The 13,630-nt window shown below is 72.8% G+C and carries 14 protein-coding genes; 11 read left to right on the top strand and 3 right to left on the bottom strand.

The genetic code is table 11. The annotated features are described in order from the left end of the window. Window positions 1–777, bottom strand: a 777-nt coding sequence (locus tag ABD841_RS06535) for a MoeA family protein (protein WP_486389203.1), incomplete at its 3' end; no start/stop codon positions are given. A 73-nt stretch (window positions 778–850) separates the two neighbouring features. Here ABD841_RS06535 and ABD841_RS06530 point away from each other — a divergent pair. The 11 genes from ABD841_RS06530 (at window position 851) to ABD841_RS06480 (ending at window position 12,025) form a co-directional block, all read left to right on the top strand. Next, a complete protein-coding gene (locus tag ABD841_RS06530) occupies window positions 851–1,840 on the top strand; it encodes a 2-dehydropantoate 2-reductase (protein WP_344968851.1) in 990 nt (329 codons plus the stop codon). Between the two features lie 48 nt (window positions 1,841–1,888). After that, a complete protein-coding gene (locus tag ABD841_RS06525; RefSeq protein ID WP_344968849.1) occupies window positions 1,889–3,814 on the top strand; it encodes a molybdopterin oxidoreductase family protein in 1,926 nt (641 codons plus the stop codon). 7 nt (window positions 3,815–3,821) lie between these two features. Next, complete coding sequence (locus ABD841_RS06520; RefSeq protein ID WP_344968847.1) at window positions 3,822–5,747, top strand: NAD(P)H-dependent oxidoreductase subunit E; 1,926 nt, start codon at window positions 3,822–3,824, stop codon at window positions 5,745–5,747. Then, complete coding sequence (locus ABD841_RS06515) at window positions 5,744–6,622, top strand: 2Fe-2S iron-sulfur cluster-binding protein (RefSeq protein WP_344968845.1); 879 nt, start codon at window positions 5,744–5,746, stop codon at window positions 6,620–6,622. The genes ABD841_RS06520 and ABD841_RS06515 overlap by 4 nt, the downstream gene beginning before the upstream one ends. Beyond that, window positions 6,615–7,454, top strand: coding sequence for a formate dehydrogenase accessory sulfurtransferase FdhD (gene fdhD / locus ABD841_RS06510; protein ID WP_344968843.1), 840 nt, complete (start codon window positions 6,615–6,617; stop codon window positions 7,452–7,454). Before ABD841_RS06515 ends, fdhD begins: the two co-directional genes overlap by 8 nt. 369 nt (window positions 7,455–7,823) lie before the next feature. Next, window positions 7,824–8,804 carry a metal ABC transporter substrate-binding protein gene (locus ABD841_RS06505; protein ID WP_344968841.1) on the top strand — a complete coding sequence of 327 codons (981 nt, stop codon included), beginning with the start codon at window positions 7,824–7,826 and terminating at the stop codon, window positions 8,802–8,804. A gap of 36 nt (window positions 8,805–8,840) precedes the next feature. Further along, window positions 8,841–9,593 (top strand): metal ABC transporter ATP-binding protein, encoded by a 753-nt coding sequence (locus ABD841_RS06500; RefSeq protein ID WP_344968840.1) that lies wholly within the window; start codon window positions 8,841–8,843, stop codon window positions 9,591–9,593. Next, the gene (locus ABD841_RS06495) at window positions 9,590–10,423 is read left to right on the top strand and encodes a metal ABC transporter permease (RefSeq protein ID WP_344968838.1); all 834 of its coding nucleotides are present in this window, start codon (window positions 9,590–9,592) and stop codon (window positions 10,421–10,423) included. The genes ABD841_RS06500 and ABD841_RS06495 overlap by 4 nt, the downstream gene beginning before the upstream one ends. Continuing rightward, on the top strand, window positions 10,420–10,842 hold the full coding sequence (locus ABD841_RS06490; RefSeq protein WP_344968836.1) for a Fur family transcriptional regulator: 423 nt from the start codon (window positions 10,420–10,422) through the stop codon (window positions 10,840–10,842). The genes ABD841_RS06495 and ABD841_RS06490 overlap by 4 nt, the downstream gene beginning before the upstream one ends. A gap of 325 nt (window positions 10,843–11,167) precedes the next feature. Beyond that, on the top strand, window positions 11,168–11,716 hold the full coding sequence (locus ABD841_RS06485) for a CGNR zinc finger domain-containing protein (RefSeq protein WP_344968834.1): 549 nt from the start codon (window positions 11,168–11,170) through the stop codon (window positions 11,714–11,716). 93 nt (window positions 11,717–11,809) lie between these two features. Beyond that, window positions 11,810–12,025, top strand: coding sequence for a carbonic anhydrase (locus ABD841_RS06480; protein ID WP_344968832.1), 216 nt, complete (start codon window positions 11,810–11,812; stop codon window positions 12,023–12,025). Here the strand turns inward: ABD841_RS06480 and ABD841_RS06475 are convergent. Together ABD841_RS06475 and recO are read right to left on the bottom strand one after the other, a co-directional pair. Continuing rightward, the gene (locus ABD841_RS06475) at window positions 12,015–12,812 is read right to left on the bottom strand and encodes an isoprenyl transferase (RefSeq protein ID WP_344968831.1); all 798 of its coding nucleotides are present in this window, start codon (window positions 12,810–12,812) and stop codon (window positions 12,015–12,017) included. The two genes, ABD841_RS06480 and ABD841_RS06475, sit on opposite strands and share 11 nt — an antisense overlap. After that, the gene (gene recO / locus ABD841_RS06470) at window positions 12,809–13,546 is read right to left on the bottom strand and encodes a DNA repair protein RecO (protein WP_344968829.1); all 738 of its coding nucleotides are present in this window, start codon (window positions 13,544–13,546) and stop codon (window positions 12,809–12,811) included. Before recO ends, ABD841_RS06475 begins: the two co-directional genes overlap by 4 nt. Between the last annotated feature and the right edge of the window lie 84 nt (window positions 13,547–13,630).

Genomic DNA, 13,630 nt, shown 5'->3' with positions numbered 1-13,630 from the left:
CGGCCCGTTCTCACCCCCCGCGAGCGCGCCGGCCAGGGCCGCGGCGCCGTCGGGCAGCCACAGCGGCGCCTCGGCCCGGCCGCCCGCCCACTCGACCAGCCCGGGGAGCATCGGGCCGATCGCGTCACGCACCCGGCCGGGCCCCGGAAGCCCGAGCGTCACCACTTCGTCCCCGGTGACCAGCACCGACACCACGGGCCGCGGCCGTACCCGGAGCACGTCATGCCCCAGCCCCGCGGCGAGGCCGAGCACCGCGGGCGTGACGAGCGCCCCCGCCGTGAGCACGACGGTCCCCCGCGGGCAGTCCTCGCCCCGCCGCCGGACGTGCCGCCCCGCCTCGATCGCCCCCGTCACCGCCCCGCGCGCCGGCGTGGCGGCCTCGTAGGGCAGGACGGCGTCCGTGCCCTCGGGGACGGGGGCACCGGTGGCGATCTCGACGGCGGTGCCGGAGGCGAGCGCGGCGCCGTAGGCGGCCCCGCCGGCCAGCACGAGGCCGACGACCCGCCAGGGCGGGTGGCCCGCGACCGCGTAGCCGTCCATCGCGGCCACGTCGGCCCCGGGCACCGGGACCAGGGCACGCAGCGGTCCGGCCAGGCGCAGGCCGCGCGCCCGGTGGAGGGGCAGGTCCGCCGGGGCGAGCGGCTCCGCGGCCGAGGTCGCCACCGCGCGGGCGGTCTCCCACGGGAGCGGCGCGGGAGACCCGGCCCGGGAGGGCGGCGGCTGTCCGGCCGCCTCCCGGGCCGGGGCATGGTCGGTGACAGGTCGGATGACGGCCATCGGCGGCTCCTTGACCGGAATTTTTCCATACTGTATACCGAATGCACTATGGACGCGAGAACGGAGCCTCTTCGTGAAAGTCGCTGTTCTTGGCGCCGGCGCCATCGGCGCCTACGTCGGCGCCGCCCTGCATAGGGCGGGCGCCGAGGTGCATCTGATCGCCCGGGGGGAGCACCTCGCGGCGATGCGCAGGTCGGGTGTGCGCGTGCTGAGCCCGCGCGGAGATTTCACCGCCCACCCCCGCGCCACCGACGACCCGTACGAGGTCGGCCCGGTGGACTACGTCTTCCTCGGCCTGAAGGCCAACTCCTACGCGGCGGCCGGCCCCATGATCCGGCCGCTGCTCCACGAGACCACCGGCATCATCGCGGCCCAGAACGGCATCCCGTGGTGGTACTTCCACCGGCTGCCCGGCCCGTACCAGGGCCATGTCATCCAGAGCGTCGATCCCGGCGGGGCGGTCACCGCCGCGCTGCCGCTGGAACGGGCCATCGGCTGCGTGGTCTACGCGGCCACCGAGATCGAGGCGCCCGGCGTGATCCGCCACCTGGAGGGCACCCGGTTCTCCATCGGCGAGCCCGACGGCTCGCTCTCACCCCGCTGCACCGCCTTCAGCGGGGCCATGGTCGCGGGCGGGCTCAAGTGCCCGGTGGAGGCCGACCTGCGGCGCGACATCTGGATCAAGCTCATGGGCAACATCGCCTTCAACCCGATCAGCGCGCTCACCCGGGCGACCATGGCGGGCATCTGCCGGCACCGGCACACGCGCGACCTCGTGGTCACCATGATGCGCGAGACCGTCGAGGTGGCCCGCCGGGTCGGCTGCGACCCGGCGATCTCGATCGAGCGCAGGCTCGCGGGCGCCGAACGGGCCGGGGAGCACAAGACGTCCACGCTCCAGGACCTGGAGAAGGGCAAGCCCCTGGAGCTCGACGTCATCCTCGCCGCGGTGGTGGAGCTCGCCGACCTGACCGGGGCCGACGTACCCACCCTGCGGGCGATCCACGCGGTCGCCGATCTCCTGGACGAGCGGGTGCGGCAGGACCTTGCCGCTACCGGCTGAGCCGACATACCGTAGACCGTATACAGAATTCTGACGAAAGGTGAGGTCATGAAGAAGGACCGCGCCGAACACTACGACCGGCTCACCCATCCCCTCGTCCGTCAGGACGGCGTGCTGCGCAGGGCCACCTGGGACGAGGCACTGGACCGGGCCGCGGAGGGCTTCCGCCGCAACGTCGCCGAGCACGGCCCCGACTCCTTCGTGATGCTCTCGTGCGCCCGCTCGACGAACGAGATGAACTATGTGGCCCAGAAGTTCACCCGGGTCGTGGTCGGCAGCAACAACGTCGACTCGTGCAACCGCACCTGCCACGCGCCGAGCGTGGCGGGCCTGTCGGCGGTGTTCGGCAGCGGCGGCGGCACCTCCTCGTACCAGGAGGTGGAGGACGCCGATGTGATCGTGATGTGGGGGTCGGCGGCGCGCAACGCCCACCCGATCTTCTTCCAGCACGTGCTCAAGGGGATCAGGAAGGGCGCCCGCATGTTCGCGGTCGACCCCCGCCGCACGGGCACCGCAGAGTGGGCCGACCTGTGGCTGGGCCTGAACGTCGGCACCGACATCCCGCTGGCCCACGCGGTGGCCAGGGAGATCATCCACTCCGGGCTGCACAACGTCTCGTTCATCGAGCGCGCCACCGAGGGGTTCGAGGAGTACGCCGCCTCGGTCGAGCCGTGGACGCTCCAGGTGGCCGAGCAGGTCACCGGGGTGCCCGCGGCCGCCGTCCGCGAACTCGCGCACGCCTACGCCAGGGCCGACCGGGCCCAGCTGTGCTGGACGCTCGGCATCACCGAGCACCACAACGCCACCGACAACGTGCGCGCCCTGATCAACCTGGCGCTGCTCACCGGCCACGTCGGGCGCTACGGCTCGGGCCTGTCCCCGCTGCGCGGCCAGAACAACGTGCAGGGCGGCGGCGACATGGGAGCCATCCCCAACCGGCTCCCCGGCTTCCAGGACATCCTCGATCCCGAGGTTCGCGCCAAGTTCGAGCGGGCCTGGAACACCCCCATCCAGCCCCGCTACGGCCTCAACCTCACCGAGATGCTGGAGGGGATGGGCGCGGGCGAGGTCACCAGCTGCTACATCATCGGGGAGAACCCGGTGCAGTCCGAGGCCGACTCCCTCAGCTGCATCAAGCGGCTGGGCATGCTGGACCACCTGGTCGTGCAGGACATCTTCCTGACCAAGACCGCCCAGATGGCCGACGTGGTGCTCCCCGCCGGCGCCGCCTGGTGCGAGAGCGAGGGCACCTTCACCAACAGCGAGCGGCGCGTGCAGCGGGTCCGCAAGGCGCTCCGGCCGCCGGGCGAGGCCCGCGACGACATCTGGATCCTCTGCGAGCTGGCCCGCCGCCTCGGCCACGACTGGCGCTACGACGGCGCCGAGGAGGTCTGGAACGAACTGCGCGCCCTCTCCCCCGCCCACACCGGCATGACCTACGAGCGGCTGGAGAAGCTGCAGGGCATCCAGTGGCCGTGCCCGTCGGAGGACTCCCTCGAACCGCCCTTCCTGCACGCGCGCCTGTGGGAGACCGACCCGGCCAGGCGCGGCAGGCCGGCGCCGTTCGCCGTGCTGCGGCACTCCCCGCCGGTCGACCTGCTCGACGACGAGTACCCCCTCCGGCTGACCACCGGCCGCCGCCTCGACTCCTACAACACCGGGGTCCAGTCCTCGGGGTTCGCCTCCCCGTTGCGCAGGGGCGAGAACATCGAGCTCTCCCCCGAGGACGCCGCCAGGCTCGGGGTGAGCCCCGGTGAGGAGGTCAGGATCAGCTCCCGGCGGGGCTCGGTGGTCGCCCCGGTCCACATCGACCCGGGCCTGCGCCCCGGCCTGGTCTTCATGACCTTCCACTTCCCCGACGAGGTCGACACCAACGCCCTGACCATCGAGGCCACCTGCCCGATCGCGGGCACCGCGGAGTTCAAGGCCGCCGCGGTGCGCATCGACCGGCTCGTGCCCGCGAAGGCCGGGTGACGGCGGCATGGACCTCAGGTTCCGCGACGCCGCACCCTCCGCCGAGGAGCGCGCCGCCGTCGACGCGCTCCTCGGCCCGCCCGAATCCGGCTGGGAGGGCGGCGCCCGCTCCGTCGGCGACATGCGCGTCGCCGTGGGCGGGCACGGCGCACGGGAACGGCGCGACCTGCTGCTCCCCGCGCTGCACGCGGTCAACGACCGGATCGGGTGGATCAGCGAGGGCGCGCTCGACTACATCTGCCGCCGCCTGACCGTGCCGCCCGCCGAGGCGTACGGCGTGGCGACGTTCTACTCGCTGTTCTCGGTGAAGCCGCGGCCGGCGCGGGTGCTGCACGTCTGCACCGACCTGGCCTGCCAGGCGCGCGGCGCCGACGCGGTACGGCGCGCCGCCGAGGAGCGGCTCGGCCCGCCCGGCATGTCCTGGCAGCCGAGCCCCTGCCTCGGCCTGTGCGAGCGGGCACCGGCCGCCCTGGCCCTGCAGGCGGGCGAGATCCCCGGGGCGACCGTCTACGGCCCGGCCGAGCCCGCCCCGGCCGGCGCGAACGGCTCGGCGGGGACAGGCGGGCCGAACGGCTCGAACGGCTCGAACGGCGCGGCGGACCTCAGCAGGCTCGGCGGCCTCAGCGGCATGGACGTCACCGCCGGCCCCGCCCTGGCCGAGCGCGAGGAGCCGCCCGCCGAGCACGCCGTCCCGCAGGCGGGCGACCCGTCGCTGGTGCTGCTGCGCCGGGTGGGCGCCGTCGACCCGGCGAGCCTCGACGACTACCGGGCCGCGGGCGGCTACGCCGCGCTGCGCGAGGCCGTCCGGCTGGGGCCCGCCGGGGTCATCCGCGAGGTGCTGGAGGCCGGTCTGGTCGGCCGGGGCGGCGCGGCGTTCCCCACCGGCCGCAAGTGGGACGCCACGGCCCGCCAGCCCGACCACCCCCACTACCTGGTCTGCAACGCCGACGAGAGCGAGCCGGGCACCTTCAAGGACCGCGTGGTCATGGAGGGCGACCCCTACGCGCTGGTGGAGGCGATGACCATCGCGGGGTACGCCACCGGCTGCCGCAAGGGCTACCTCTACATCCGCGGCGAGTACCCCCGGGCGATCCGCCGCATGACCCACGCGATCGCCGTCGCCCGCTCGCGCGGCCTGCTGGGCGACGACGTCATGGGACAGGGTTTCGCCTTCGACATCGAGATCCGGCGCGGTGCCGGCGCCTACATCTGCGGCGAGGAGACCGCCATCTTCAACTCGATCGAGGGGTACCGGGGCGAGCCGCGCACCAAGCCCCCCTTCCCCGTCGAGAAGGGCCTGTTCGGCAAGCCCACCGTGGTCAACAACGTCGAGACCCTGGTCAACGTGCTGCCCATCCTGACCGGCGGGGCCGCCGCCTACGCCGCGACCGGCACGGCGGGCTCGACGGGCACCAAGCTGTTCTGCGTCTCGGGCACGGTCGCCCGGCCGGGCGTCTACGAGGTGCCGTTCGGCGCCACCCTGCGCGAGCTGCTCGCGCTGGCCGGGGGCGCGACCGGGACGCTCCGGGCGGTGCTGCTGGGCGGCGCGGCCGGCGGGTTCGTCCGCCCGGACGAGCTCGACGTCCCGCTCACCTTCGAGGGCACCCGCGCGGCCGGCACGGTCCTGGGCTCGGGCGTGGTCCTCGTCCTCGACGACAGCGTCGACCTGGCCCGCATCCTGCTGCGCATCGCGGAGTTCTTCCGCGACGAGTCGTGCGGGCAGTGCGTGCCCTGCCGGGTGGGCACCGTACGCCAGGAGGAGGCCCTGCACCGGCTGCGCCGCCGTCCCTCGGACGGCGACCTCGCCCTGCTGCGCGAGGTCGGCCGCGCGATGCGCGACGCCTCGATCTGCGGGCTCGGCCAGACCGCCTGGAACGCCGTCGAGTCGGCGATCGACCGGCTGGGCGTCTTCTCTCCCTCGGAGGCATCATGAGCATCCCCCTTCCGCCGCCCCGGCGGCTGATCGACATGACCGTCGACGGAGAGCCGGTCCGGGTGCCCGAGGGCTCGACCGTGCTGGACGCCTGCTCGGCCGCGGGCAAGGACATCCCGACGCTCTGCTACGGCGACACGCTCACCCCCAAGAACGCCTGCCGGGTCTGCGTGGTCGAGGTGGAGGGCTCGCGGACGCTCGCCCCGGCCTGCTCGCGCCGGGTCGAGCCCGGCATGGTGGTGGGCACCGCCACCGAGCGCGCCCGGCACAGCCGGAAGATCGTCCTGGAGTTGCTCGCCTCGACCGTCGACCTGTCCACCACGCCGCGCGCGGCCGAGTGGATCGAGGAGTACGACGCCCGGCCGGACCGCTTCGGCGAGGAGGCCGCCACCGTCGCGCAGCCCGCGAAGGTCGACAACGACCTCTACGTGCGCGACTACGCCAAGTGCATCCTGTGCTACAAGTGCGTCGACGCCTGCGGTGAGCAGTGGCAGAACAGCTTCGCCATCTCGGTGGCCGGCCGCGGCTTCGACGCGACGATCTCCACCGAGCACGACGCGCCGCTGACCGACTCGGCCTGCGTCTACTGCGGCAACTGCGTGGAGGTCTGCCCCACGGGGGCGCTGTCGTTCAAGACCGAGTTCGACATGCGCGCGGCGGGCAGCTGGGACGAGTCACGCCAGACGGAGACCACGACGATCTGCAGCTACTGCGGGGTCGGCTGCAACCTGACCCTGCACGTGCAGGACAACCGGATCGTCAAGGTGTCCTCGCCGCACGACAACCCGGTGACCCACGGCAACCTGTGCATCAAGGGCCGCTTCGGCTACCAGCACGTCCAGAACACCGCGAAGGCGTCCCCCGCCGATGGGTAGGGTCACCGTCAAGCGGCGGGTCATGAAGCTGCGCGAGACCGCGGTCGCGCACCGGATCGACGTGCTCGCGGCGGAGGAGCCGCTGGAGATCCGGCTGAACGGCCGCCCGCTCACCATCACCATGCGCACCCCGGGCGACGACTTCGACCTGGCGGCCGGTTTCCTGGTCAGCGAGGGGGTGGTCACCTCCGCCGAGCAGATCGCCGCGATCCGCTACTGCGCGGGCGCCACCCAGGACGGGAGCAACACCTACAACGTGCTCGACGTCAGGCTCGCCGCCGGCACCTCCCCGCCCCTGACCTCGCTGGAGCGCAACTTCTACACCACCTCCTCCTGCGGGGTGTGCGGGAAGGCCTCGCTCGACGCGGTCCGCACGGTGGCGGCGTGGCGGGTGGACGACGATCCGGCTCCGGTGACGGCCGAGGTGGTCGCCGCCCTGCCCGACCGGCTCCGCTCGGCCCAGCGGGTCTTCGACCGGACCGGCGGGCTGCACGCCGCGGGCCTGTTCACGCCTGACGGGCGGGCACTGTGCGTGCGCGAGGACGTGGGCCGGCACAACGCGGTGGACAAGCTGGTGGGCTGGGCACTGCGCGACGGCCGGCTCCCGCTGTCCTCGACGGTGCTGATGGTCTCCGGCCGGGCGTCCTTCGAGCTCGTCCAGAAGGCGGTGATGGCCGGCGTCCCGGTGCTGGCCGCGGTCTCGGCCCCCTCCTCGCTGGCCGTGGAGCTGGCCGCCGAGACGGGCCTGACGCTCATCGGGTTCGTGCGGGGCAGCTCGATGAACGTCTACACCGGGGAGCGGCGGATCACGCCGTCTCCCGCCGCGCCCTGACGCGCCGGGTCTGCCCGCCGGTCCCGGCGCGCGGCCCGCCTCCCGCCCCTGGCGCACCCCCCACCGACCGCCGAGGCCCGGGAGCGGCGGCTCCCCGCCCGGCGCCGAGAGCCCGGCCCGCGACACGCCCCCTTCGCCGGCCGGGCTCTCCACCGTCCAGGGCGGAACGGGGGACCGGTTGGGCGAGGACCACCGGGCGGGCACCGGAGAGCTCGCCGCGCTTCTCACCACCGACGACCCCGCACGGACGAAGAACTCCCACCGTCCCCACCACGTCCGCCGGGGGCCGACAGCGTGCGACTTTGACAACCATTTTCATTTACGCGCATACTAGTGGGCATGATGTCCGAGTTTTCCCGACGTATGCGCATGCGCACCGCAGGCGTGTTCGCCGTATCCGCCGTTCTCACCGCCACCGCCGCCTGCGGCGCCGACTCTGCCGGCTCCGCGCAGACCGGCGGCCCGTCGGGGGGATCGGGCTCTTCCGCGGCCGGGAAGACCGGCGTCACCGCGGCCATGTACCCGCTGCAGTGGCTCGCCGAGCGGGTGGGCGGTCCCGACGCGACCGTCACCGGCCTGACCGAGCCGGGCGTCGAGCCGCACGACCTGGAGCTGACCCCGGTCCAGGTGGCCGGGCTGGAGAAGACCGGCCTCGTCGTCTACATCAAAGGCGTCCAGCCGGCCGTGGACGAGGCGGTCGAGCAGCACGCCGCCGACCGGGGCTTCGACGCGGTCACCGCGGTGACCACCCTGCCGGCGACCGCCGAGGAGGGCCACGACGAGCACGGCGCCGAGGAAGCCGCCCACGAGGGCGAGGAGGCGCACGAGCACGAGGTGGACTACGACCCTCACATCTGGCTCGACCCGGCCCGCTTCGCGACGGTCGCCACCAAGCTGGGTGAGCGGCTCGCCGCCGCCGACCCCGCGCACGCGCAGGGGTACAAGGACCGCGCCGCCAAGACCGCGGCCGAGCTGAACGCCCTCGACGGCGAGCTGGCCAAGGGCCTGGGCACGTGTTCCGCGGATGCGATCGTGACCAGCCACGCCGCGTTCGGGTACCTCGCCGACCGTTACAAGCTCCACCAGATCGGCATCAGCGGCATCGATCCGGACGCCGAGCCCTCTCCCGCCCGCCTCGCCGAAGTGGCAAAGGTGGCCAAACAGGAGAAGGTGACTACGATTTTCACCGAAACACTCGTCAGCCCCAAGGTCGCCGAAGTCCTCGCCCAGGAGATCGGCGCCAAGACCGCGGTCCTCGACCCGGTCGAAAGCCAGCCGGCGAACGGCGACTACCTGTCCGCCATGCGCCAGAACCTCACCGTACTCAGGGCGGCGCTCAGCTGCTCGTAAAGGCCACATGTGACATCCACCCAGACTGTTTTCACCATGAGCGGCGGCCAGGTCACCCTGGACCGCCGTCCGGTGCTTCGCGGGATCGACCTGACCATCGAGCCCGGTGAGGCCGTGGCCGTGCTCGGCGCGAACGGGTCGGGCAAGTCCACCCTGATCCGCGCCCTGCTCGGCCTGGTCCCCCTGTCCGGCGGCAGCACCCTCCTGTACGGGGCGACCCCCGCCCGGTTCCGCGAGTGGTGGCGGATCGGCTACGTGCCCCAGCGGCTCTCGGTGGGCGGCGGCGTGCCGACCACGATCCGGGAGGTCGTCGCCTCGGGCCGGATCGCGCGGCAGCGGCGCCTGCGGCCGACCGGCGCCGCCGACCGTGCGGCGACCGCCCGCGCCCTCGCGACCGTCGGCCTGGCCCACCGCGCCTCCGACCCGGTCCAGGCCCTGTCCGGCGGACAGCAGCAGCGGGTGCTCATCGCCCGCGCGCTCGCCGGAGAACCCGACACCTACGTCATGGACGAGCCCACGGCGGGCGTCGACGCCGCGAGCCAGCAACTGCTCGCCGACACCCTGACCGCGCTGGTCGAGCAGGGCAAGACGGTCCTGCTCGTCGCCCACGAGCTGGGCCCGCTGGAGTCCCTGATCACCCGCGCCGTGGTGCTCAGGGACGGGTGCGTCTGCCACGACGGCCCGCCGCCGCAGGCGGTCGGCGCGCACGCGCTGCCCGGCCACGACCACGTCCACCCGCACGCCGAGGAGAAGCCGGCGAGCCCGCTCGACTGGAGGCCCGCGTCATGATCGAGCTTCTGCAGTTCGACTTCATGCAGCGGGCACTGATCGCCGCGCTCCTGGTCGGCCTGGCGGCCCCCGCCATCGGCACGTTCATCGTGCAGCGCCGCCTGGCCCTGCTGGGCGACGGCATCGGGCACGTCGCGCTGACCGGGGTGGCGCTCGGCTTCCTGACCGGCACCGCCCCGGTGCTGACCGCCGTGGTGGTCTCGGTGCTCGGCGCGGTGGCCATCGAGCTGGTCCGCGCGCGCGGCAGGACCAGCGGCGACGTGGCGCTCGCGCTGCTGTTCTACGGCGGCATCGCCGGGGGTGTGCTGCTCATCTCGCTGGCTCCCGGCGGCAGCAACGCCACGCTGATGTCGTACCTGTTCGGCTCGATCAGCAGCGTCACCGTCGAGGACGTGTGGGTGATCGGGCTGCTGGCGGTCGCGGTGCTCGGCGTGGTGGGCGTCTTCGGGCGGGAGCTCTACGTGCTCTGCCAGGACGAGGAGGTCGCCAGGGCCAGCGGTCTGCCGGTACGGCTCCTCAGCCTGCTGATCGCCGTCACCGCCGCCCTCACCGTGGTCATCGCCATGCGCGTGGTGGGGCTGCTGCTGGTCAGCGCGCTGATGGTGGTGCCGGTGGCGACGAGCCAGCAGCTCGCCCGGGGGTTCAGGAGCACGATGCTGCTCTCCATGGTGTTCGGGATGATCGCCACGGTGGGCGGTCTGACGTCCTCGTTCTACGTCGAGGTGCCGCCGGGTGCGATCATTGTGATCGTTGCCCTCGCGGGGTTCGTCCTGGCCCTCGGGCTCGGTAGATTCGTACGCCGAAGCCGACCTCAGGAGTCCAGCCCATGAGCAACAGACGTGATGCCGTCCACGCGGTCCTCCGCCAGAGCGAGGGCTTCCGCAGCGCGCAGGACGTCTACGCGGAAATGCGCGCGGAAGGCGCCAAGATCGGACTGACCACCGTCTACCGGGCGCTCCAAGCGCTCGCCGAGACGGGCCGGGTCGACACGCTGCGGACCGACGACGGGGAGTCGGTCTACCGGGCGTGTGCCAGCGGCCATCACCACCACCACCTGGTCTGCCGCAGGTGCGGGCGGACGGTGGAGGTGGCCGGACCCGCGGTGGAGCGCTGGGCCGAGGCGGTCGGCACCGAGCACGGCTTCACCGAGATCACCCACACGGTCGAGGTGTTCGGCACCTGCGCCGTCTGCTCCGTCGCCACGCCGTCCGGGACGGCGGAGCCGGCGGGAACGGTCGAGTCCGCCTGATTTCCCCGCCCCGAGACCCGCCCCGAGACCCGCCCCGAGACCCGCCCCGACCCCGCCGCGGGGGGGGCGGCCGGGGCGGGTGGCCGGACCCGGCCGAGCACGGCCGGGCGGGCACATTCGTCGATCACGCGCGCCCATTAAGCGGACATAACAGTTATAGGGCTATATAGAGGTATGAACGATGTCTCGTTCGTCTCGCACATGTGGCGCCACGGTGATGTGCGCGCCGGAGAGCGCCTGACAGGTCCACGGGAGAGATACGCTTCCGACACGGCGAGTCGCCGTACGCGCCCCCACGCGAGAACCGCTCTCAACAGGAGTCAACATGCCATTCGGACATGACATGGTGCACTCACTCGCCACTGTGGTCGACCTGGTCAACACCTCTCCGTCCACCGGGGGCGAAGACACCCTGACCGACCTGGAACAGCTCGGCGCATTCGTCGAACGGCAGGAGGTCAGCGGCGTCGAGACGCTGGACGAGACCGACCTGACCCAGGTACGGGCCCTGCGCGAGGCCTTCCACAAGGTCTTCACCGCCCCCGACCAGGCCACCGCGGTCATCCGGCTCAACACCCTGCTGAGCAGCACCCGCATCACACCCCGCCTGACCGAGCACGACGGCCACCCCCTGCACGTGCACTACTTCGCCCCGGGCGCCTCCCTGCACGAGCACCTGGCCGCCGACCTCGGCGTCGCCCTGGCCCACCTGCTCGTCGAGGGCGAGTGGGGGCGGCTGCGCACCTGCTCGGCCCCCGACTGCGGGCACGTCTTCGTGGACGAGTCCCGCAACCGCTCGCGGGTCTACTGCGACAGCCGCACCTGCGGCAACCGCATGCACGTGGCCGCCTACCGGGCCCGCCGCCGCGCCTGACCGCCACTCTCCGACGAGCGCCGCAGCCTCGCCGTCAGCCGGCGCCTGCTCGGCACCCGCGAGATCATCCTCATCCACCACGCCGACTGCGGCATGCCGACCTTCACCGACGACGACCTCAAGCGACAGATCCGGTCGGAGGTCGGCATCAAGCCCGACTGGGCGGCCGAGTCCTTCACCGACCTCGACGAGGACGTCGTCCAGTCGATCAACCGGATCAAGAACGACCCCTTCATCCCCCACACCGGCTCCGTGCGCGGTTTCGCCTACGAGGTCGAGACCGGCCGCCTCCGCGAGGTCAAGGCCTGACGGCCCCGGCGCCCGGCACCGTGTTGGGCACGGCGCCGCCGTACCGCCGGTCGCGCTTGGCGTAGACCTCGCAGGCCTCCCAGAGGTCGCGCCGGTCGAAGTCGGGCCAGAGGCGGTTGAGGAAGACCATCTCGGCGTAGGCCGTCTGCCAGATCAGGAAGTTGGAGACGCGCTGCTCCCCCGAGGAGCGCAGGAACAGGTCGACGTCGGGGATCTGCGGCTCGTCGAGGTAGCGGGCGAAGGTCTCCTCCTTGACCCGGCCGGGCTTGACCCGTCCCGCGGCGATGTCCTGGGCCAGGCGCAGCGCGGCGTCGACGATCTCGGCGCGGCCGCCGTAGTTGACGCAGAACTGCAGGGTCAGCGTGGAGTTCCCCTCGGTCATCCGCTCGGCGTCCTGCAGCTCCTGGATGACGCTCTTCCAGAGCCGCCCGGGGCGGCCGGCCCAGCGGACGCGCACCCCCATCGCGTGGAGTTCGTCCCTGCGGCGGCGGATGACGTCGCGGTTGAACCCCATCAGGAAGCGGACCTCGTCCGGGGAGCGCTTCCAGTTCTCGGTGGAGAAGGCGTACGCCGACAGGTAGGGGATGCCCAGCTCGATCGCGCCCTCGATCACGTCGAACAGCGACGCCTCGCCTGCCTTGTGCCCCTCGGTGCGGGGCAGGCCCCGCTGCTTGGCCCACCGGCCGTTGCCGTCCATCACGATCGCGACGTGCCGGGGCACGAGGTCGCGTGGGATCCGGGGCGGGGTGGCGCCGGAGGGGTGGGGGGCGGGTGGACGGACGTTCACGAGGCTGGCTCCCTTTCTACGTGTCGGAGAGAGCGTATGCCGTGTTCGAGGTGCCATTGGAGGTAAGCGGCCACCAGGCCGCTGCACTCGGCGCGGTGCCGGGCACCGGAGGCGTCCGCGGTGACCCAGTCGCCCTTCAGGAGCGCCGTCATCAGGGCCAGGGTCTCCCCCTCCGGCACGGCGGCTCCGGCGGGGCGGCAGGCCCCGCAGACCACGCCGCCCGCCACGATGGCGAAGGCCCGCACCGCGGGGGTCCTGCACCGCGCGCAGGTCTCCAGGGCCGGGGCGTATCCGGCGACGGCGAGCGAGCGCAGGAAGTAGGCGTCCAGGACGAGCCGGGGCTCGTGCTCTCCCGAGCCCAGCGTGCGCAGGCCGCCGACCAGCAGCAGGAACTGGCGGAGCGCGGGCTCCTTCTCGTCCATGATCAGCTTGTCGGCGGTCTCCAGCATCGCGACGCCCGCCGTGTAGCGCGGGTAGTCGGCCACGAGCGGCTCACCGTACGGGCGGATGGTCTCGGCCTGGGTGATCACGTCGAGCGTGCGGCCGGTGTGGAGCTGGACGTCGACGTGGGTGAACGGTTCGAGACGGGCACCGAATCGTGATGTCGTGCGCCTGACGCCCTTGGCGACGCCCCGGATCTTGCCCGTCCGGCGGGTCAGGACGGTGACGATCCGATCGGCTTCGCCCAGCTTGTGGGTGCGGAGCACGATGCCGTCGTCGCGGTACAGACTCACCCGCCCAGTCTAGTGGGACGGCTCACACGACAGGGGTGCAACTACGATCAAGCGACACGGATGGATCACCGGTGCGTGTTGTTC

The sequence above is a fragment of the Streptosporangium fragile genome, assembly GCF_039534445.1.
Taxonomy (GTDB): Bacteria; Actinomycetota; Actinomycetes; order Streptosporangiales; family Streptosporangiaceae; genus Streptosporangium; species Streptosporangium fragile.
This window is presented reverse-complemented; position numbering and strand designations above follow the sequence as displayed.

What these genes read in the sequence shown, in the direction of transcription:
- ABD841_RS06525 (WP_344968849.1), top strand. Translation starts at nt 1,889, where the DNA reads ATGAAGAAGGACCGCGCCGAACACTACGACCGGCTCACCCATCCCCTC.
- ABD841_RS06520 (WP_344968847.1), top strand. Translation starts at nt 3,822, where the DNA reads ATGGACCTCAGGTTCCGCGACGCCGCACCCTCCGCCGAGGAGCGCGCC.
- ABD841_RS06515 (WP_344968845.1), top strand. Translation starts at nt 5,744, where the DNA reads ATGAGCATCCCCCTTCCGCCGCCCCGGCGGCTGATCGACATGACCGTC.
- fdhD (WP_344968843.1), top strand. Translation starts at nt 6,615, where the DNA reads ATGGGTAGGGTCACCGTCAAGCGGCGGGTCATGAAGCTGCGCGAGACC.
- ABD841_RS06505 (WP_344968841.1), top strand. Translation starts at nt 7,824, where the DNA reads ATGCGCACCGCAGGCGTGTTCGCCGTATCCGCCGTTCTCACCGCCACC.
- ABD841_RS06500 (WP_344968840.1), top strand. Translation starts at nt 8,841, where the DNA reads ATGAGCGGCGGCCAGGTCACCCTGGACCGCCGTCCGGTGCTTCGCGGG.
- ABD841_RS06495 (WP_344968838.1), top strand. Translation starts at nt 9,590, where the DNA reads ATGATCGAGCTTCTGCAGTTCGACTTCATGCAGCGGGCACTGATCGCC.
- ABD841_RS06490 (WP_344968836.1), top strand. Translation starts at nt 10,420, where the DNA reads ATGAGCAACAGACGTGATGCCGTCCACGCGGTCCTCCGCCAGAGCGAG.
- ABD841_RS06485 (WP_344968834.1), top strand. Translation starts at nt 11,168, where the DNA reads ATGCCATTCGGACATGACATGGTGCACTCACTCGCCACTGTGGTCGAC.
- ABD841_RS06480 (WP_344968832.1), top strand. Translation starts at nt 11,810, where the DNA reads ATGCCGACCTTCACCGACGACGACCTCAAGCGACAGATCCGGTCGGAG.